General features: G+C 40.6%; 17 protein-coding genes. 6 read left to right on the top strand and 11 right to left on the bottom strand.

Translation table 11 applies throughout. The features are described from left to right. Positions 1 to 93: 93 nt before the first annotated feature. Entirely contained in the window at positions 94 to 1461 is a 1368-nt protein-coding gene (locus tag RYM16_RS07955) for an NCS2 family permease (protein WP_314983248.1), read from the bottom strand. Between the two features lie 144 nt (positions 1462 to 1605). On the opposite strand from RYM16_RS07955, the gene RYM16_RS07950 reads away from it, so the two are divergent. The 3 genes from RYM16_RS07950 to aroD all read left to right on the top strand — a co-directional run bounded on the left by RYM16_RS07950 (position 1606) and on the right by aroD (position 4605). Continuing rightward, complete coding sequence (locus tag RYM16_RS07950) at positions 1606 to 2025, top strand: Rrf2 family transcriptional regulator (RefSeq protein ID WP_105098147.1); 420 nt, start codon at positions 1606 to 1608, stop codon at positions 2023 to 2025. Positions 2026 to 2262: 237 nt separating this feature from the next. Then, positions 2263 to 3495 (top strand): MFS transporter, encoded by a 1233-nt coding sequence (locus RYM16_RS07945; protein ID WP_314983247.1) that lies wholly within the window; start codon positions 2263 to 2265, stop codon positions 3493 to 3495. A 315-nt stretch (positions 3496 to 3810) separates the two neighbouring features. Continuing rightward, positions 3811 to 4605 (top strand): type I 3-dehydroquinate dehydratase, encoded by a 795-nt coding sequence (aroD, locus tag RYM16_RS07940; RefSeq protein ID WP_314983246.1) that lies wholly within the window; start codon positions 3811 to 3813, stop codon positions 4603 to 4605. Positions 4606 to 4628: 23 nt separating this feature from the next. Here the strand turns inward: aroD and RYM16_RS07935 are convergent, their stop codons facing one another. The 8 genes from RYM16_RS07935 to aroF all read right to left on the bottom strand — a co-directional run bounded on the left by RYM16_RS07935 (position 4629) and on the right by aroF (position 12962). Then, on the bottom strand, positions 4629 to 4919 hold the full coding sequence (locus tag RYM16_RS07935) for a type II toxin-antitoxin system RelE/ParE family toxin (RefSeq protein ID WP_314983245.1): 291 nt from the start codon (positions 4917 to 4919) through the stop codon (positions 4629 to 4631). Then, a complete protein-coding gene (locus tag RYM16_RS07930; RefSeq protein WP_314983244.1) occupies positions 4916 to 5533 on the bottom strand; it encodes a type II toxin-antitoxin system RelB/DinJ family antitoxin in 618 nt (205 codons plus the stop codon). Before RYM16_RS07930 ends, RYM16_RS07935 begins: the two co-directional genes overlap by 4 nt. A 357-nt stretch (positions 5534 to 5890) precedes the next feature. Beyond that, complete coding sequence (locus tag RYM16_RS07925; RefSeq protein ID WP_314983243.1) at positions 5891 to 7126, bottom strand: shikimate kinase; 1236 nt, start codon at positions 7124 to 7126, stop codon at positions 5891 to 5893. A 123-nt stretch (positions 7127 to 7249) separates the two neighbouring features. Beyond that, positions 7250 to 8389, bottom strand: a complete 1140-nt coding sequence (locus RYM16_RS07920) for a prephenate dehydratase domain-containing protein (RefSeq protein ID WP_314983242.1) — start codon at positions 8387 to 8389, stop codon at positions 7250 to 7252. Further along, positions 8376 to 9470: a chorismate synthase gene (gene aroC / locus RYM16_RS07915; RefSeq protein WP_314983241.1), complete on the bottom strand. Its 1095-nt coding sequence runs from the start codon at positions 9468 to 9470 to the stop codon at positions 8376 to 8378. Before aroC ends, RYM16_RS07920 begins: the two co-directional genes overlap by 14 nt. A gap of 72 nt (positions 9471 to 9542) precedes the next feature. Beyond that, positions 9543 to 10811, bottom strand: a complete 1269-nt coding sequence (aroA, locus tag RYM16_RS07910; protein WP_314983240.1) for a 3-phosphoshikimate 1-carboxyvinyltransferase — start codon at positions 10809 to 10811, stop codon at positions 9543 to 9545. Between the two features lie 10 nt (positions 10812 to 10821). Then, on the bottom strand, positions 10822 to 11874 hold the full coding sequence (gene aroB, locus RYM16_RS07905; protein WP_314983239.1) for a 3-dehydroquinate synthase: 1053 nt from the start codon (positions 11872 to 11874) through the stop codon (positions 10822 to 10824). A 74-nt stretch (positions 11875 to 11948) separates the two neighbouring features. Continuing rightward, positions 11949 to 12962 carry a 3-deoxy-7-phosphoheptulonate synthase gene (aroF, locus tag RYM16_RS07900; protein WP_009352378.1) on the bottom strand — a complete coding sequence of 338 codons (1014 nt, stop codon included), beginning with the start codon at positions 12960 to 12962 and terminating at the stop codon, positions 11949 to 11951. Positions 12963 to 13428: 466 nt separating this feature from the next. Between aroF and RYM16_RS07895 the strand changes: the two genes are divergently transcribed. The 3 genes from RYM16_RS07895 (at position 13429) to RYM16_RS07885 (ending at position 15608) form a co-directional block, all read left to right on the top strand. Then, positions 13429 to 13845 carry a GNAT family N-acetyltransferase gene (locus RYM16_RS07895; RefSeq protein WP_314983238.1) on the top strand — a complete coding sequence of 139 codons (417 nt, stop codon included), beginning with the start codon at positions 13429 to 13431 and terminating at the stop codon, positions 13843 to 13845. Positions 13846 to 13945: 100 nt separating this feature from the next. After that, positions 13946 to 14404 (top strand): DIP1984 family protein, encoded by a 459-nt coding sequence (locus RYM16_RS07890; protein WP_296007282.1) that lies wholly within the window; start codon positions 13946 to 13948, stop codon positions 14402 to 14404. Between the two features lie 565 nt (positions 14405 to 14969). Then, positions 14970 to 15608: a hypothetical protein gene (locus tag RYM16_RS07885; protein WP_314983237.1), complete on the top strand. Its 639-nt coding sequence runs from the start codon at positions 14970 to 14972 to the stop codon at positions 15606 to 15608. A gap of 83 nt (positions 15609 to 15691) precedes the next feature. On the opposite strand, the gene RYM16_RS07880 is transcribed toward RYM16_RS07885, so the two are convergent. Further along, positions 15692 to 16720, bottom strand: coding sequence for a ribonucleotide-diphosphate reductase subunit beta (locus RYM16_RS07880; protein WP_314983236.1), 1029 nt, complete (start codon positions 16718 to 16720; stop codon positions 15692 to 15694). Between the two features lie 74 nt (positions 16721 to 16794). Next, entirely contained in the window at positions 16795 to 19077 is a 2283-nt protein-coding gene (locus tag RYM16_RS07875) for a ribonucleoside-diphosphate reductase subunit alpha (protein ID WP_314983235.1), read from the bottom strand. Positions 19078 to 19344 lie beyond the last annotated feature (267 nt).

The raw sequence follows: 19344 nt of genomic DNA, 5'->3' as shown, positions 1-19344 counted from the left end.
GCAACCAGTTTAGGTTACTCGGAAATAAAAGTCTAACTTTTTGGGGTCACTACATTACTAATATCTTTAGAGATAGGTTCTTTTAGGTATTAATTAGAAGAATACGTAGCGGATGATAACGAGTACCGCTAATACGTACATAATCCAGTTAACCTCTTTTGCACGACCTGCAATGATTTTGAGTAGAGGGTATGCAACGAGTCCTGCAGAGATACCGTTAGCGATGCTATATGTGAATGGCATCAAAACGATAACTAGGTATGCAGGGAAGCCTTCTGTCCAATCATCGAAGTCGATATTGCGGATAGCGCCTAACATAAGGGCACCAACGATGATAAGAACAGGAGATGTGGCTGCATTTGGCACCAAGGATACGATTGGAGCCAAGAACAAGCAGATTAAGAATAATACGCCTGTTGTAACAGCTGTTAAGCCTGTACGGCCGCCAGCACCTACACCTGCCGCACTTTCAACAAAGGCAGTAATCGTAGAAGTACCGAGCAATGCGCCAGTACTAACACCGATAGCATCGACAGTCATCGCTTTGCCAAGACCTGGGAATTTACCAGATTTAGGATCTGCAATTTTCGCCTCTGTAGCAGTACCAATCAAAGTACCCATTGAGTCGAACAATTCTACGAAGGTGAAGGAGAAGATAATCGTGATTAAGCCTATGTGGAGCGCACCAGGAATATCTAATTGAAGGAATGCTGCTTTAGAGAAATCAGGCACTGCCAATACAGTGAAGTTCTCAGGCATTGTGGAAAGGCCCGTAGCATAGGAAAGAATTGTTGTTACTGCCACACCAATCAAGAGAGAGCCTTGAATTTTACGAGCCATCAATAGAGCTGTAAAGATGAGGCTGAATAGGGCCAACAATGTTTCGCCACTGTGCAAATTACCAAGCGTTAAGAGCGCTTCGGATGCAGGCGGTACTAAATTACCGTGCGTTTGCACAACTTGACCTAAGGAGTTTGGAGACAAACTAATGGAGATAGCCATCAAGCCGGATAATTTTAAGCCGATGATAGCGATGAAGAGGCCAATACCAACAGTAATGGCAACCTTCATAGAGGCTGGGATGCCTTCAACGATCATTTGGCGTATTGACGTAAGTGTTAATACGAGGAATACGAGACCTGAAATGAATACCGCACCCAATGCTGTTTGCCAAGTTACGCCCATACCGAGAACTACGGTAAAGGAGTAAAAGGCTAAGAGGCCAACCCCTGGAGCGAGGGCGATAGGATAGTTTACGAATAAACCCATAGCAATCGTTACAAGGCCACCACCTAAGGCTGTAGCGATGAGGACTGCATCTTTATCCATCCCCGCAAGACTAAGAATGTTAGGCGCCAAGAATAGGATGTACGCCATCGTGATAAACGTAGTAATACCAGCTAAAATTTCGGTTTTAACAGTTGTACCGCGTTCACTGAGTTGAAATAGTTTATCTAACATTAGATAACATCCTCCCATATGAAATTAAAAAATACCCAAATAAAAATATTTCGATATATGTATAGTGTATCATATTTCCCACCATTTTTTGTATGAATTTGTGATATACTATAAATATATTATGAATGACTTAGAGGTTAACTTATGAAAATATCTACAAAAGGGCGTTATGCCTTACGGATATTGGCTGATATTGCAGAGCACGGGGTAGAAAAAAATGTACCCATTCGTGAGATTGCAGAACGCCAAGGATTTTCCGATAAATACTTAGAGGGGATTGTATCTCGTCTATCCTCCGCTGGCCTCGTTAAAAGTGGCCGTGGAAAATACGGTGGCTATCGTTTGGTAAAGTCTCCATCTGAATACAATGTATATGAAATTTTATATGCTGCAGAGGACTCCATTGCTCTCGTATCCTGTTTAGAAGATGATGTAGAGCCATGTCCTATGTTTAATGATTGCTTGACGGCTCCATTGTGGCAGCACTTACAAGCAGAATTCCGTCATGTAATGGAACGCGTTTCATTGCAAGACGTAATGGATCACAAATTTCCAACGGAATAATGATAGCCTAATCTAACTGTTTTAGTATAAGCACTAGTATTAGTACTAGTTAGCACCTATTGATATGGCTATCTGTTAGGTAATGTATTGAAAGAGTCGCGTTTCGTATGCGGCTCTTCTTTATATATTATTGAATTTTGATTAGCTATGCTCGTTTGCTCAGATATGCTTGTTTGATTAGCTAAACGAGCTATGTGAGCTATATGAGCTATACGATTATATGGAGAGGAGGTCAAAATGAGTACAACTGCATATGATGCTCGAGGTGGCATGCGCAATGTATGGATTATTACGGCTAGTATGACCGTGCTTGCCATATGTTACACCATGATTATTCCTTTCTTACCTATCTATCTATTGGAGTTAGGTGTACCGAAGGATGACGTAGCCCTCTGGTCTGGCCTCGTCTTTGGAATTACCTTCCTCATAGCCGGTATTATGGCGCCGATCTGGGGTAAAATTGCAGATAACAAGGGCAAGAAACGGATGGCTTTGCGCGCTGGTTTTGCTATTGCTGTTTCCTATGTTCTCATCGGTATGGTTAATAACGAGTATGAACTATTGCTAGGCCGTGCCTTTGTAGGCTTTGCCAATGGTTTCTATCCTGCGGCTATGACCATGGTGTCCCTCAGCGTCGATGAGAAACAAGTAGGCCGTGCTCTCGGTATTTTCCAAACGGGCCTGATTTTAGGCAATGTGATTGGTCCATTTTTAGGTGGTGCTATTGAAAGTATCGTAGGCATGCGTCCCGTATTTTATGTGTCTGGTATTGCTGTGCTTATCGCTACCTTAGCGGTATTGTTCTTTGTAAAAGAACCGAAACTTCATATCGCTGAATCAAATGAGGATAATAAATCTACAAAACCTAAAAAGTCCACATCTTTGCGTGAAGACTTTAAAGCTGTACGGGAACAACCTGTTCTAGTAAGATTATTATGGATCTTCTTCTTCATGCAATGCGCCATCATGATGTTACAACCGATTTTGTCCCTTTATGTAGGGGATATGCAAGGCACTATGGAAGGGGCAGCCATTATTTCTGGTACTATCCTCAGTATCGGTGGTCTAGCAGGTTCCTTAACGACGAATTTATGGGTGCGCCTTGGTGAGCGTCGTGGCTACTTTAGAACGATATCCTACTGTATGCTCGGTAGTGGCGTCGTTCTCTTGCTTCAAAGCTTGCCAGTAGGCATATGGTGGTTTGGTGTCCTACAAGTGCTAATCGGCTCTTGTATTGTAGGTATCAATCCATCTTTGAGCGCAGCGGTAACCCTTAATACAGATCCAAGCTTTAGAGGCCGCATGTTTGGTATGACTACGACAGCCCAACAATTTGGTTCTATGGTAGGCCCTGTATTTGCAAGTATTGTATCTACTTACGTTGGTATATCCTACGTATTTAGTATTACAGGTTTGCTATTACTTTATATGGGATACCAAGCTCGGAAAATGTCTATACAACATGATTAATATATTTTGACGGTGATTTAAAAGATACCTTGTCAATTGCATTAGCAGTTGACAAGGTATTTTTTATAGACTTAGGTTTATAAAATTTGAATAATATGACTGATTTATATAATTCCTAAAGAGTAGGATATAATTAAAAATGATGTTAATCGTTAATCTAAGAATACAGTTTTAGTGCATAATAACAGGCTTTCATACGTTTTTAGTGAATAGCAATCCAATATAGGCAGATTGATTGCTTTTACAAAAATATTGGTATATAGTTAATTTAAGGTAAGTCATTCGTCTCACCGTGTGGGACAGAAAGGAGTTATTATGGTCCGTATCGGTCATACTGTACTCGGCGAAAAGGGTACAAAAATATGCGTGCCTATTGTGGGCACAACCATGAAAGAAATTCTAGATGCCACTGCGGTTGTATGTAATACACCGTGTCACGTTGTGGAGCTGCGCATTGACTATTACGAGCGGGCCCACTCCATTGACTCTATTATTGAATTATTAATGCTAATCAAGCCTCAGCTAAAAGGTCGTGCTTTACTATTTACATGGCGCACAAAAGGCGAGGGCGGCGAGAAAGCTATTTCTACACAAGATTACTTTACAATGCTAGAACGTCTTATTCCTACAGGATTGGTGGATGCTATCGATATTGAGCTGTTTTTTGATCAAGATAGAATGCTTAAAACGATAGAGTTTGCTAAGGTTCATGGAATCACTATTATCATGAGCAACCATGATTTCCACTGTACGCCGAGCCGTGAAGTCATTGTAAATCGCCTCATTCAAATGAAAGAATTCTTGGCAGACGTGCCAAAGATGGCGGTCATGCCGCATACAACAGGCGATGTTCTTACACTACTTGAGGCTACAGCTGAGGTGAAAGCCTTGTATCCATCTGATCCAATCATTACGATGGCCATGGGACCACTAGGAGCTGTAACACGTGCTGCAGGTGCTCTATTTGGCAATGCCATGACCTTTGCCTCTGCTGGCAAAGCATCGGCACCAGGCCAAATCGATGTGCATGAACTAAAACGAATTCTTGACACCATCGACGTAGAGGGCGTATTCGACGAACAACAACATAAACGCATAAAAGTACATTAAAAAGTCGGCGAGAGCCGACTTTTTTATATGTTCATACCTTGCGCTAGTATTTTATTAATTATTACTGTTTTATTTTTTATAGAGTATAAGATAATATAATGTTTTGTGACCATTTTTCGAAAATTTTGCTTATTGTATTTTCCGTGATATAAAGGATACCTTTCAGGAAAAATATCAAGCGAGAATGCATTATCAATGATTTCTGACTGATGGTGAAGAATAAGGTTTAAATCTTCTGTTTTTTCTTTTAGAGATAATAGTATATTTCGTAGGTCTTTCTTAGCGATTTTAGACAGTAAAATCTTATGTATCATAAGAGAAGACCTTCTTTCTTTAATTCAGAAATAACATCTTCTAAAGGCGTTACATTACCTTGTTCCATATCTATATATGACAACTCCAGTAGTTGATCGATTTCTTCGTCAGTAAGAAAGTCTGCATTCATAGAGTCACAAGCGATAGGCTTGTTTACTGACTTAGGAATTGCTTTTGAAAATTGTATTTGTTTGGAGATCAGTGTAATCAATAATGATATAGTTAATCCCATTTCTTTTAATATAGCTGTTGTTAGTGTCTTAACTTTAGGGTTTATACGGATATTGAGTATGCCTGTTTTATCAATTTTATCAAAGGATATTTCTACCTCGTTTTCTGTTGATGTTCCGTACGTATTTATTGTATCTGAGGCCTTTAATGTAGTTCGAGGTTGTTCGTAAGTGCCGTCATTGTTAAGTGTACGTGTTGTTGGTGTTTCGTCTGTAGGAGTTGCTGGTAAAGTAATAGCGAAGGGAATGCGACGTTCCTTAATGATTTGACGAAATAGTGCGTCTAGCATGGATGTATAGGATAGGCCCTGTGCCTTTAATATGCTAGATACTTCTTGTTTTAGACCTTCGTTGATGCGGACTTGTAGGTTTACGGTTTTCATAGTATCTCTCCTAGTATTCTTTTGGCTTGTACCTGTAATTCGTTGGTCATATTGTTGATTTTATATTAAACGTTCGTTAAGTTAATTAATTCTATTTGTAATTACATTGTAATTGCAAATGTGGTTTTCTACAAATACATATAATACATAGGGGAAATACAAAAGCAGTAGTTATCTTAGGAATAACTACTGCTTTTAGTACTATATCTATGAAGTTAAGATATGAGTTTTAGTTTTATCTATAAATACAGATGTAAATGCATTTTCTGATAAAATATTGAGGTTCTTACTAATTCAGATGTAGATGCTCTTAGCCATTTATTTGTAAAGGGTTTTACAAATGAGATATACAAGCTCTTATAATAGGTTTGCCTCAAAGTCTTCTAGGATAGCTGCTACTGTTTCTGGTGCATTGCGGTTATGTTCTACGATGCATTGAGCAAAGCTTTCATACATTGGCGTACGGGTTGCTTCTAGTTCGCGTAAGCGTTCGATGCCGCCACTAGAGAGTACGCGACCAGAGGTAGATAGGTTTTCTACTGGTTGTGTTAATTGGTAGATACGACCATTTTGGCGTAGGTGTGCATAGTTTTTAGGCACTGTTACACAACCACCACCAGTGGAGATCACAAGGCCAGTTTGAGTGCCGAGTTTTGCAATCATTTCCGCTTCTTTTTCACGGAATGATGGTTCCCCTTGCTCCGTAATATAGGTAGAAATATCGCCAATTTCTTTTTCTAGTTCTTGATCTACATCAACGCAGGTACGGCCCATTTCTTCCCCAAGAGCTTTACCAACTGTTGTTTTACCTACACCAGGCATGCCGATGAGGATGATATTCTCCTTTTCACGACGCATATCCCGTAAGATTTGCTCGATTTCTTTGGTGCCAAAGCTTTCACCTTGGAAATGGTTAGCCGCCTCAACGCCTTGTGCCACAAGGAATGGCAAGCCATCACAATGAGGAATCTCCATCATTTCTGCTTGTAACAGTAAAATCGTACGACGTGGATTGTAGATGAGGTCTACAACGCCTTCCAATTTAGAAAACTGCGTAATATCGATGAGATTGGCTGGATTATGAGGATACATGCCGATAGGTGTGCAGTTGATAATAATCTGTGCTGTTTCGTAGTAATTAGGTGCATCGTTGTAGAACGGAGCCGTTTTACGAGACAAATGAGTGATACTCTTTGCCCCTAAGTCCTCGAGTGCTACGTGAACGGTAGCTGAGGAAGCGCCATCGCCCAGAATGATACATTCCTTGCCAGATACATCAATGCCTGCATGTTGTAGGGTAAATACAAAGCCATCGTAGTCTGTATTATAGCCATGCCATTTACCGTCTTTGCGGACCATTGTATTCACACAACCGATGCGCTGCGCACGAGGGTCAACTACATCACAAGCTTCAAGGGCATTTACCTTGTAAGGGAAGGTGATATTGATGCCTTGTAATTCTTGGGCATCAAAGAACTCTTGCAATTGGCTTGGTTCTCTTTCAAATAATTCGTAATTTGTATTCCCTAATGCACTATGAATGCGAGGGGAAAAGCTATGGCCCAACGTACGGCCAAGTAAACCAAATTTCATAGGACCTCCTAGGTTAATATACATAGAATGGCTAATAGGCTGGTACCTATTAGCCATTGAAGTTTTATAACTATATTCATTGTACTATATATGCCCTTATAGGTACTAGTACGGATGAATATATTAGTTTTCAGGGTAGTTGCCGAGCAAGCGGAACTTATCTTGTGATGTGTGAAGCTCTGCTAGCACGGATAATACCTTTGGATCCGCTAAGGATGCTTCTAAATCGAGGTAGAACAAGAACTCAAAGTTATGGCCTACGATAGGGCGGGATTCGAGCTTTGTAAGGTTTACGCTGATGTTAGCAAACTTGGTAAGCAATGTACCAAGACCACCTGGAGCATGGCTTGCTGTCGTTACTACAGAGATTTTATTGGCCCCTGGGTACACATGGAAGTCCTTGCTAATGCAGATAAAGCGCGTATAGTTATTATCACTATTTTGGATATTGCGCATCAACGGAGACAAGTTATACAAGTCTGCACATTGAGGCGCTGCAATAGCTGCGACACCTGGATCATCACTAGCCGCTACCATTTGTGCTGCACGAGCCGTATTATCGAAGGAACGTAATTCTACACCTTCTAATGTATCTAGGAAGTGACTACATTGGCCCAATGCTTGTGGATGAGAGATGATAGTATGAATATCTTCTAGTTTTGTGCCTTTTTTCACGAGTAGGTCGTGAGAAATCCATAGGCGTGTACCACGCACAATATAGCATTTACGATCTTCAAGAAGGTCGTATACTTCTTTTACAGAACCATTGGAGCTATTTTCGATAGGCAATACACCGAATTGACATTCACCAGACTCAACGGCATCGAATACGGCGCGGAATCCTGTTACGTAGTGAATTTGGCTAAGTGGTAATAATTTATCGCATGCCACTTGTGCATTGCTACCGAATACGCCAGCACAAGCTACGCTGCCTCGTTGAGGAGGCAAGGTAGGGGATTGCTCAATGGCTTTTTTCATTTTTACAGTAAATTCATTATCTTGGAATAATTGTTCAGACTGGTACGTACGGCTCAAGCTAAATAAGGCTTCGAAGAAACGACGCGCATATAAATCAAGGTCAGGCCCCGCATCTCTTGTTACTTTGTCGAGAATATCTCGTTCCCGTTTAGCATCGTAAATGGCCTTATTCATTTCTTTCTTTGCCGCTGCAACGTCTTTGGAGAGTTCCATGCGCTCTTTGAATAATTCGAGCATCTGATCGTTTATGTCGTTAATTTTAACGCGTACTTCATCTAAGTTCATGGTCAATATCTCCTAAGAAATCAAGAATAACGAGGGCTGTTACGGCTTCGATAACCGGTACTGCACGAAGCGCCACACATGGGTCATGACGACCTTGAATGGTGAGCAATGTGTCCTCTTTTTGTGAAAGTGATACAGAATGTTGTTCTTTGTAAATAGATGGTGTTGGCTTGATGCCTACTTGCATAACGAGCGGTAAACCATTAGTAATACCGCCTTGGATACCACCGCTATTATTGGTAGTTGTTGTAATCTTGTCACCGTCCATGGTGAAAGCATCATTCACTTCGGAACCAAGCTTAGCACACATATCAAAACCACCGCCGAAGGATATGCCCTTAATGGCAGGTACGCCAAAGATAACGCGAGCTAAACGGTTTTCGATGCCGTCAAAGTTTGGATTGCCAAGGCCAATAGGTAGCCCTGTAGCAACGACCTCAACGATACCACCGGTAGAGTCACCATCTTTTTTTAGCTTCATGACCAAGTTTTCAACTTCGCTACGTTTTTCTGGATCAATCATAGCGATTGGTTCTGTAGCGATGTTAGCTAATGCTTTCATATCTGGATGAACCATATCGATAGGAGCATCTTGGATCGTTCCCACTTGTTTTAAATGGCCGTGGATTTCGATGCCTTTTTCACGTAATAGTTGAAGGGCGATGCCACCAGCTACGCAAAGTGGTGCTGTAAGGCGAGCTGAGAAATGGCCACCTCCGCGCATATCTACCTTGTCGCCGTAGCGCATGCGAGCCGTGAAGTCCGCATGAGATGGGCGAGGGATATCGCGCAAGTTATTGTAATCGCTAGAATGTTGCGATGTGTTGCGGATCATAAATGCCAATGGAGAACCGCTGAGCATACCATCTACGATACCTGCTAAAAACTCAGGTATATCGGCTTCCTTACGTTGCGTTGTTAATTGATTTTGCCCTGGCGCACGGCGCTTTAAAAAGGCTTTTAATTCATCGATATCGATGGTATGTCCACAAGGTAGACCCTCTACAATACCGCCAATGGCGTACCCATGAGAGGCGCCAAAGGTAGATACCTGTATGGTTTTACCGAAATTAGATGCCATTATATTAACTCCTACTATATAGTACGTACTATTTCTATTATCTATTAGATTACACCAGATACAATTAGAAATCTAAACTGGTTGTGCATTACCGCCCAGTAAGTTCCAGTCCTCAAAGAAGTCTGGATAGGATTTTGTGATAGCTTCGCTATCTTTTAGTATTACAGGGGTTTCACTGATGAGGGCCATCAATGTGCCAGCCATAACGAGGCGATGGTCATTTACACAATCACCTTGGCCACCTTTAAGTATACCACTACCGATGATGTATAGGTCATCGCCTTCTTCACGAACTGTACCGCCTAAGTCTCTTACGAGATTAGCAACGGCTACAAGACGATCCGATTCTTTTAGACGTAGGCGAGCACCCTTAACAAAGGCGCTTTCACCAGAAATAGAGCAAGCAAGGGCTGCCATAACAGGTAACATATCTGGCATTTGCTCGAGATCTGCATGAATCGGTTTAGAAGCGCGACCTGTGACCGTTACATTCATACCATCCCATACAACATCACAACCAGCATCAATCATAACTTGCATGATGCGGCGGTCCGCTTGTACAGAGTTTTTGTTCATTCCTGTAATCGTAATAGGTTTGCCTGTCATACCAGCTGCCACCATCCAGATTGCTGCATTAGACCAGTCGCCTTCGATTTGGTAATTATCACGACCGATGAAGGATGCACCAAATGGGACTGTGAAAGCCTCATTAATATCGGTATCTGGTAAGGTATGCTCTACTTCTACACCAAAATCGCGCATGGTTTCAGTGGTTAATGTTACATAATCACTAGATTGTAGTGGCGTAGTAGAGGTAATAGTAGATAAGCCAATTTGAGGAGCAGCCAACAATAATCCAGAGAAGAATTGACTGCTTACATCGCCTACCATGGAGAAATTGCCCCCTTGAAGACGACCTGTCATAGTGAATGGCGGTTTATCTTGGGAAAAAGTTACGCCGTGCGCTTTCATTTCGCCGAGCATAGGTTCTAGAGGACGATCTGGTAGATGACCTTTAGCATCTACGTCTACATCGTTACAGATAGACGCTGCTACAGGTAATAAGAGGCGTAATGTAGTGCCTGATTCATGGGGAACTACATTGCCTTTTGCTGGTGCAGGGCCTGGTGTAACGGTAACAACTTTATTTTCATATACTACGTGAGCACCTAAGCCTCGCAAGGAGGCCATCGTTGCATCGATATCCTTAGAGGTACGACTCAGTAAAATCGTAGATGGAGAGGTAGCAAGGGCTGCACAAATCAATGCACGATGTGCATGGGCCTTTGCCGGAATGGACGCGATAGTCCCTGTAGGGATGGCGTTCGTTACAGAATGCATATAAATCTCCTTAATCTAAATAGGTAGCCAGCTCTTCGTGTGTTACCACCTTAAGTTCGCTGTGACCATAGCTAGTAGGAACTACAATTTTAATGGTAGCTCCTTCACTTTTTTTATCGTGCTTAGCAGTAGCTAAAATTTCTTCTTTCGTTATAGTCGTTGTAGTTGGCAAATCATGTGCTTCGATAAGGGCTTTTAATTTTTCTAATGTTTCTGCATCTAATTCTCCATGTTTTACAGCACCTTGCGCCATGAGGACCATGCCAATCGCTACGGCATAACCATGGTGTACTTCAAAGTGGCTCGCCTTTTCGATGCCATGACCAAAGGTATGACCTAGATTTAAGAGGGCGCGAACACCAGATTCGCGTTCATCTTGCTCAACGATATCTGCCTTTGCTTGTACGCAGCGGGCAATTACGCCACTAACGCTACCGCGATGTTTTATTAATGGTCTATTCTCTAGCTGCGTGAGTAAACCCGGTACATCGAGAAATCCGTATTTGATAATCTCGCCACATCCATTTTTCCACTCCATGTCTGGCAATGTATTGAGTGTCGTTGGATCACAGAGAACGAGGATAGGTTGTTTGAAAGCACCCCAAAGGTTTTTACCAGCTTCGAGATTGACTGCTGTTTTGCCACCTACAGAGGAGTCTACAGCAGCTAATAGAGAGGTAGGGACCTGTACATAGTCTATACCACGTAGGTATGTAGCTGCTGCAAAGCCTGCCATATCACCTACAACACCACCGCCAAGAGCGATGAGGAGGTCTTTACGCGTTAACGATTGGGCCGCCATGTACTCTACTAAATCGATGAGTTGATGAGCATTTTTGGAGCTTTCACCAGCGGGGAACACATAATCACAAACAGTATAACCGGCATATTCCATATTAGCTTTCACAGAGTCCAAATAGTGTGGGGCCACGTTGCTGTCGCTGACGATGATAACACGACAATTTGGTTTTAACGGTTTAATAAAATCGGTGATGCGTTGTAAAGCGCCCTCCTCGATGACAACGTCATACGGTGTGGACGCGTTAATATGGATGCGAGTCATAACGGTTCCTTTCTTAAAAGAATAAGCTAGTATCTATTATAAAGGATACTAGCTTATTTGTGTGGTGTTTAAGATTATTTAGTGCATTCTACCAATGCTTGGCGTAATGCGATAATTTCTTTCATAAGGCTAGTGAATTGGTCTGGACGTAATGCTTGAGGGCCGTCGCATAATGCTTTGGATGGATCATTGTGAACTTCGATCATAAGGCCGTCTGCACCGCCACCTACAGATGCAAGAGAAAGTGGACGAACCATGCGGCTCATACCTGCTGCGTGGCTAGGGTCCATGATGATTGGCAAGTGAGATAATTCGTGCATCATAGGGATGGCTGTTACATCTAAGGTATTACGAGTTTTAGTTTCGAATGTGCGGATACCACGTTCGCATAATACAACTTGTTCATTGCCTTCGGACATGATGTACTCAGCAGCCATCAACCATTCTTCGTATGTAGCAGATAAACCACGTTTTAAAAGAACTGGTTTATTTAATTTACCTACTTCTTTTAACAGTGTGAAGTTTTGCATGTTACGAGCGCCGATTTGAAGCATATCTACGTTATCGAAGTATTGTAATTGGGAAATATCCATAACTTCGGAAACGATAGGAAGACCAGTTTCTTTTTTAGCAAGCTCTAACAATTCCAAACCTTCTGGACCCATGCCTTGGAAGGAGTATGGGGATGTACGAGGTTTGAACGCGCCGCCGCGAAGGATAGTAGCACCCGCTTCTTTACAAGCTTTTGCAGTTTCGATTACTTGTTCAGGTGTTTCTACGGAGCAAGGACCAGCCATTACTGCGAAGTGACCACCACCGATCAATACACCACCTACATTGATTACAGAATCATCGGGATGGAATTTACGGTTTGCTTTTTTGTATGGCTCTTGAATACGAGTTACTTTATCTACGAAATCAAGAGATTCAATTTGACGAGCATCTAGGGATGCAGTGTCGCCGATAAGACCTAAAATATTGTAGCGTGTGCCTTCTACAGGATGAATAACAAATCCTTGAGCCTCTAATTCACTGCGTAAACGAGATACCTCTGTTTGTGCTGCGTTTTGTTTCAATGTAATAATCATGATAATTCCTCCTTGTAACTACAGTGAATAGTAGGGCTTACCATACGGGATAGCAAACAAAAAAGGGCCACCCGTAATCTAATACGGGTAGCCCTTTTACTATTCTAAGCAACTAATAATAACTCAATCTTAATTAGCGCACCACAAATAGTTCCTTACCCGTACGTTGGATAAAGAACCAATAAAAGTATTGTTTTGTAGCGAGGCTAATTTGGTTAGTCATCTTTGGTTGCTCCTTTCTAAAATGTTGGGTATAGTATAAACCCAAATGATAAAATTATGCAATACTTACAATTAAATTTCATGGAAGTTTTAAAATATATTTTTAAAGGGAATTAATCGGAACGGAGAAGTTTTATGGGATTAGGCCTGTTTTTGCTATAATAAAAGTAATAAGTGCTCAGTGTGTTGCGTAATACGAATGAATCGATTTTTACAAATATGCTTGTAATTAGAAAGGGTACCTATGGTTATTCAAATTTTAGATCATATTACTGATGAAATAAGACAAATACGTATTGATGTGTTCATGAAGGAACAAGGTTTTACAGAAGAATTTGATGAAATCGATGAGACTGCAAAATTTGTTCTCTTATCTATGGATGGCAAAGCGGCTGGTACTTGCCGATATTTTCCAAGTGACGTAGCTGGAGATGCCCATATTGGGCGCATGGTGGTACGCAAGCTATATCGCGGACAACATCTAGGTACTAAGATTATGATGGCCGCAGAAAACGGCATTCGCCGTGATGGATTTAAGACCTGCTCCTTGTCGGCGCAAGTACAGGCAAAACCATTTTATGAATCCCTTGGCTATAAGGCAGAAGGGGAGGAATACCTAGATGAAGGTTGCCCACACGTGATGATGCGGAAGGTTTTATAAGCCATTGAATTGCGTTGTATAATAAGAATTAGCGGATATATGTATTGTACATAGTGTTTAATAAGAAAATTAATATATTTTTGTTGTGAGGTGAAAAATTATGAAATTAGCAGAGGCATTACAAGAAAGAGCTGATTTAAATTATAAAATCAGCGATTTAGAGCTTCGTTTAACTTCAAACAGCTTAGTACAAGAAGGAGAAGTACCGAATGAGAGCCCTGAAGAGCTCTTGAAAGCATTAGATCAATGTGTAACTAGACTTCAAAAATTAATTGCTGATATTAATTTAACGAATTGTAAAACTATTGTAGAAGGTCGTTCTATTACTGAAATCATTGCTGAAAAAGATAGTGCTGCATTGCGTCTCAGTGCTTATCGAACATTGGCGAATAGCGCAGGTAGTATTAATTTCCGTGCAAGAGGGTCTGAGATTAAATTAATACCGACCGTTAATGTCAGAGATATCCAAAAAGAAGCTGACAATATAGCAAAACAAGTTCGTTTATTAGATAATCTATTGCAGTCTGCTAACTGGACAACTGAATTGATTGAAAGCTAATATAGTTGGTAGTTTGAAACAGGGTGGACACAAAACTTTTGCTTTTACTAAGTTTATTATGAATACGTTCATGGGGCGAATGAAAATCTACAGTGTAGGCCTATTTGCGCACAAATGTATTGATACAATTTACAATGTATTACCACGTGTCAACTGTACAAACGAGGGTGGCGTTGGGGATTATTTTTGAAATTCATATAGATTTTTATATGATAGTATTTGGTTTAGAGAGACGAGCGATGTTTAAATTTGTAAAAGTAGCTACATTGGCACTCGCTTTTGTAGCAGGTATGACAACAGTACTACAATATCAAGAAATTCCTAAATATAAGCGATAGAAAGATACCCAATCCAAAGTTCTGGATTGGGTATCTTTTTGTTATTATTCTAAGTTATCAAATTCAAATGCCGCTGCATTTGATTATAGGTGCATTAGTAGAGCAATATATTTAATTTATAAATAAGTATATAAATTTTACTTTTAATTATAAAGTTGTGCTATAATATAGATAAATAATAATTATTATTCAATTACATAGAATTTCTTAAGTAAGGAGATTTCATAATGACAGCAGAACAAAAAGCAGCTACGGCAGCAACAAGTTCTACCGCAGCTAAACCAACACCTGAACCAGGTACAGAATGGATAATTTGCCGTGTATGCGGATATATTGAGGAAGCAAAGTACAGGGATCAACCTTGTCCAACATGTGGTTTCCCTCCAACAGTTTGGATGGATTACAAGCCACGTCGCATTGATCCTAAACGTGAAAAATTGCTAGATCTTCATTTACATCCAATTGCGGTACATTTCCCAATCGCAGCAACAGCAGCTTCTTTCTTAGTACCTGTTATCGCATTGGTAATTCCATCTATTGCAGATGTATTATTCTCTGCTATTACATTAGTAGCAATGATTCTACCACTCCTCGTTATTATTGGTGGCATCTCTGGCTATATCGGTAGTATATTACGTTACAAAACAGGAAAGTCTAAGATTCCAAAAGCAAAAATTTACTTAACAATCATTTACTTCATCTTGTCCTGTGTACAAGCCTACATCGCTATTGCTGATGGCGTAAATGCAGATAATGCATGGATTATGATTATTTTAGGTATTGTTGCTTCTGTCTTTGCTGCTAAACTCGGTAAAATGGGTTCCTATCTATTTGCTGGTCGATTCAGCCCATATACAGCTGGCTAATAGTTATTAACCGAATAACCTTTATAAAGAAAAAAGTGATTCTCACACCGTGAGAATCACTTTTTCTTTTATCTTTGTTGTTATTACTCTAAGTCATCGAAATCAAAGACTGCCGCTTTTGTATAGTTTGTAACTTTTGCTTCGAAGAACTCAGTTTTTGTGCTGTTCAAGTTGGAGAAACTTTCAATCCATTCCATTGGATTATCCTTGATTTCAGGATATAGATGCGGTAAGCCGATTGCTTCTAAACGGATGTTCGCAAGGTATTTGATGTAGCGTTCGATAAGAACGTTGTTAAGACCGAGGATTTTATCATCAGTGATGTATTGACCCCAAGCGATTTCGTTCTCTGTACCTTGGCGAATCATGTCAGTGATTTTTTCTTCTAATTCAGGTGTGAACAAATCAGGGCGTTCACGGCGTAACTCGCGGATGATGTTTTGGAACAATACAAGGTGAGTTACTTCATCGCGGTTGATATATTTGAAGATTGTGGATGTAGCTGTCATTTTACCTTGGCGTGCCAATGTGTAGAAGAAGCTAAAACCAGAGTAGAAGTAGATACCTTCTAAGATATAGTTAGCAATAATTGTATGAATAAGGTTTGCTTCGCTCGGATCGTCGCTGAAACGTTGGTATGCATCGGCGATGAAGCGGTTACGAGCGAGCAATGTTTTATCTGTACGCCATTCGTCATAGATTTTGTCACGTGTAATAGGATTTGTTACAGTGTCTAAAATATAGGAATAACTTTGAGCGTGAATTTCCTCTTGGAATGCTTGGATATTCAATAAGGACGCCACTTCAGATGCTGTAATATAGCGGCTCAAGTTAGGCAAGTTTTCAGATTGAATAGAATCAAGGAAGTTCAAGAACGCAATGATTTTGTCGAATGCGCGGCGTTCGTAATCTGTTAAGTATGGGAATTGCTTAACGTCTTCGTTCAAGGAAATCTCTTCAGGAATCCAGAAGTTGTTGAGCATCGTACGGTACATTTGGTTAGCCCAGTCGTACTTGATACGGTTCCATTCGCGAAGGTTTGTGGTATTGCCACCAATCATAGCTTGCGTGCCACGTTCACCATGTTCGTTGAAAATCAGTTTTTTATCCATAGTAGGACTCCTTTATACAACGATGCGACCTATACTGCTATAGGTCGTCATCAGATTTATATACACATCTAGTATTAGGAGGAGCAGCTAGTGCACTCATCCATTTCAAGGGATTGGTTACGGATGTAGTAGATTGTTTTAATCCCTTGTTTGTAGGCCTCAACGTAAAGGTCGAGAATTTCTTTCGCTTTCATTTGAGGTGTAATGTACAAGTTGAAAGATTGTGCTTGGTCAATATGACGTTGACGTACGCCACAAGCTTTGATGGACCATTGTTGATCGATTGTATGTGCCTCTTTGTAGAGCCAGAATGTTTTGTTGTTCAAATCTGGTGCAGTTTTTGGTGTGAAAGAACCTTTCTTTTCTTCGATGAAGAATTTTTTGAAGATAGGGTCGATACCAGCTGTTGTATTCGCAATATTGGAAGTAGAACCAGTTGGAGCTACGGCCATTAAGTAACCATTGCGGATACCATATTTAGCAACATCTGCAGCTAATTGTTTCCAACGATTGGATGTGTAACCACGGCGTGTGAAGTATGCACCAGTTTCCCATTCGGAACCTTTGAAGGCAGGATATGCACCTTTTTCTTTTGCCAATTCCATGGAAGCTTTGATCGCATAGTAAGCGATATTTTCGAACAATTTGTCCGCTACTTCGATATGTTCATCAGATTCCCATTGGATATCGTGGTTTACGAGGTAGTGGTGGTAACCAGAAGTACCAAGACCGATAGCACGGTATTTATCAGACGTCATACGAGACTCTGGTACTGGTGCTTGGTTAATGGAAATAACATTGTCTAACATGCGAATTTGAAGGGCAATGTTTTCTTCCAATTCTTCGTCAGTAATACGACCAAGGCTGATGGAGTTCAAGTTACATGTAACCATGTCGCCCGTATTTGTTTTAGTAGTGATAGTACCATCTTCGTTGATGATTTCTTCAGCAAGATTAGTGAAGCCAACGTTTTGCGCGATTTCGTGGCACAAGTTGGATGCGTAAATCATACCTGCATGTTTGTTAGGGTTTGCAGCGTTTACAGTATCGCGGAAGAAGATGAACGGTGTACCAGTTTCAACCGCGGAGCGCATGATTTTTTTCATCATGTCTAGCGCCGGAACTTCGATGCCGTGTAAGTTAGGATCTTGTTCACATTCGATATAGCGTTTTGTAAACTCTTTTTCGTCTTCTGTATCGAAGTAGTCTTCTAAGGCATAGCCTTTTACGGCTAAGATTTCATGAGGGTCGAAGAGGGTGAAGTTTTCACGTGCAATCATACGTTCCATGAAGATGTTTGGAACAGAGATAGCAGGGAAGATATCATGTGCTTTACGACGGTCGTCACCATTGTTTGTACGAAGCTCTACGAATTCGTAGAAGTCTTTATGCCAAATATCGAGTGTTACTGTAGCGCCGCCTTTACGTTTGCCTAATTGGTCTACCGCAACAGCTGTATCGTTGTATAAACGGATCCAAGGAATAACGCCACCAGAGGAGTTTTTGAAACCGCGGATGTCGGAGTTCAATGCACGAACTTTACCAAGGTAGATACCAAGAGCACCACCGTGTTTAGATACGCGGGAGAACTTGCTGTTTACGTCGTAAATGGACCATAAATTATCATCTACACCAGAGATGAAGCAAGAGGACAATTGATGGAACGGTGTGCCAGCATTTGCCAATGTAGGTGTAGCTGTTGTCATTTTTAATTGGCTCATCAAGTCGTAGAATTTTTTAGCGTATTCTACTTTGTTTTTGCCTTCTACTAATGCTAAGTGCATAGCGATAGCCATGAAACGTTCTTGCGGTAATTCGTAGATTTCTTTGTTGAAACCTTTTACTAAGTAACGGTCAGCTAACAATTTAAGGCCTTCGTAGTTGAAGAGATAGTCTCGTTTAGGTTTGATGTAGTCGCCTAACTCTTGTAATTCGTCAGCAGTATATTCTGTAACGAAGAAGTCAGCGTATTTTTTCTCTTCTACAAGCATGTGTACAAGATTTGGGAAGTTGCCATAGCCGAATGCTTTATAGCGGCGAGTGATAGCAGCTTCTTTATAGAGGTCGAACAAGAATAGACGAGCCGCTACGAATTGCCAATCTTGGTTCATTTTGTTGACTTGGTTGCCGAAGCCATCGTCTTTTTTAGAGATAACCTTTTCGATAGCTGTTTGTACTAAAGTTTTTTGAATCTCTTTAGTAGTCATGCCATCAACGAATTGTAACTTCGCATCCATTTCCAATTCTAGTGGATCACAAGAATCTAACCCCAAACATGCGAAGGCAATCATACGTTTCGTTTTTTCAACGGACAACGGCTCGAAATGGCCATCCCGTTTCTTGATCATAATCTCCATTACTGTTCCCCTTGAGTCTTAAAAGTAATAAAACTGTTAATCTAAGCATATATAAGATTAGACTGAAAAGTATAAAATATCTTTAAGTTAAATCTAATCAGAAAAATAAGAAAACTACAATATATGGTAGTTTTCTTATTGAGCTTATACATTATGTTACGATTATAGCGAAAAAATTCTATACATTCAATATTGACATTTAGGAATTTTTAAATATAGTATGTTTAAAATTATCGATATAGTTATAAATGCTAGAAAGTACTATAT

The sequence above is a fragment of the uncultured Veillonella sp. genome, from assembly GCF_963524655.1.
In the GTDB taxonomy this organism is placed as follows: domain Bacteria; phylum Bacillota; class Negativicutes; order Veillonellales; family Veillonellaceae; genus Veillonella.
The sequence above is the reverse complement of the archived record's forward strand: the minus strand, read 5'-3'. Positions and strand labels throughout refer to the sequence as shown.

Excerpts from the sequence above, each read along its gene's own strand:
- RYM16_RS07955 (WP_314983248.1), bottom strand. The coding sequence starts at position 1,461 with ATGTTAGATAAACTATTTCAACTCAGTGAACGCGGTACAACTGTTAAA.
- RYM16_RS07950 (WP_105098147.1), top strand. The coding sequence starts at position 1,606 with ATGAAAATATCTACAAAAGGGCGTTATGCCTTACGGATATTGGCTGAT.
- RYM16_RS07945 (WP_314983247.1), top strand. The coding sequence starts at position 2,263 with ATGAGTACAACTGCATATGATGCTCGAGGTGGCATGCGCAATGTATGG.
- aroD (WP_314983246.1), top strand. The coding sequence starts at position 3,811 with ATGGTCCGTATCGGTCATACTGTACTCGGCGAAAAGGGTACAAAAATA.
- RYM16_RS07935 (WP_314983245.1), bottom strand. The coding sequence starts at position 4,919 with ATGATACATAAGATTTTACTGTCTAAAATCGCTAAGAAAGACCTACGA.
- RYM16_RS07930 (WP_314983244.1), bottom strand. The coding sequence starts at position 5,533 with ATGAAAACCGTAAACCTACAAGTCCGCATCAACGAAGGTCTAAAACAA.
- RYM16_RS07925 (WP_314983243.1), bottom strand. The coding sequence starts at position 7,126 with ATGAAATTTGGTTTACTTGGCCGTACGTTGGGCCATAGCTTTTCCCCT.
- RYM16_RS07920 (WP_314983242.1), bottom strand. The coding sequence starts at position 8,389 with ATGAACTTAGATGAAGTACGCGTTAAAATTAACGACATAAACGATCAG.
- aroC (WP_314983241.1), bottom strand. The coding sequence starts at position 9,470 with ATGGCATCTAATTTCGGTAAAACCATACAGGTATCTACCTTTGGCGCC.
- aroA (WP_314983240.1), bottom strand. The coding sequence starts at position 10,811 with ATGCATTCTGTAACGAACGCCATCCCTACAGGGACTATCGCGTCCATT.
- aroB (WP_314983239.1), bottom strand. The coding sequence starts at position 11,874 with ATGACTCGCATCCATATTAACGCGTCCACACCGTATGACGTTGTCATC.
- aroF (WP_009352378.1), bottom strand. The coding sequence starts at position 12,962 with ATGATTATTACATTGAAACAAAACGCAGCACAAACAGAGGTATCTCGT.
- RYM16_RS07895 (WP_314983238.1), top strand. The coding sequence starts at position 13,429 with ATGGTTATTCAAATTTTAGATCATATTACTGATGAAATAAGACAAATA.
- RYM16_RS07890 (WP_296007282.1), top strand. The coding sequence starts at position 13,946 with ATGAAATTAGCAGAGGCATTACAAGAAAGAGCTGATTTAAATTATAAA.
- RYM16_RS07885 (WP_314983237.1), top strand. The coding sequence starts at position 14,970 with ATGACAGCAGAACAAAAAGCAGCTACGGCAGCAACAAGTTCTACCGCA.
- RYM16_RS07880 (WP_314983236.1), bottom strand. The coding sequence starts at position 16,720 with ATGGATAAAAAACTGATTTTCAACGAACATGGTGAACGTGGCACGCAA.
- RYM16_RS07875 (WP_314983235.1), bottom strand. The coding sequence starts at position 19,077 with ATGGAGATTATGATCAAGAAACGGGATGGCCATTTCGAGCCGTTGTCC.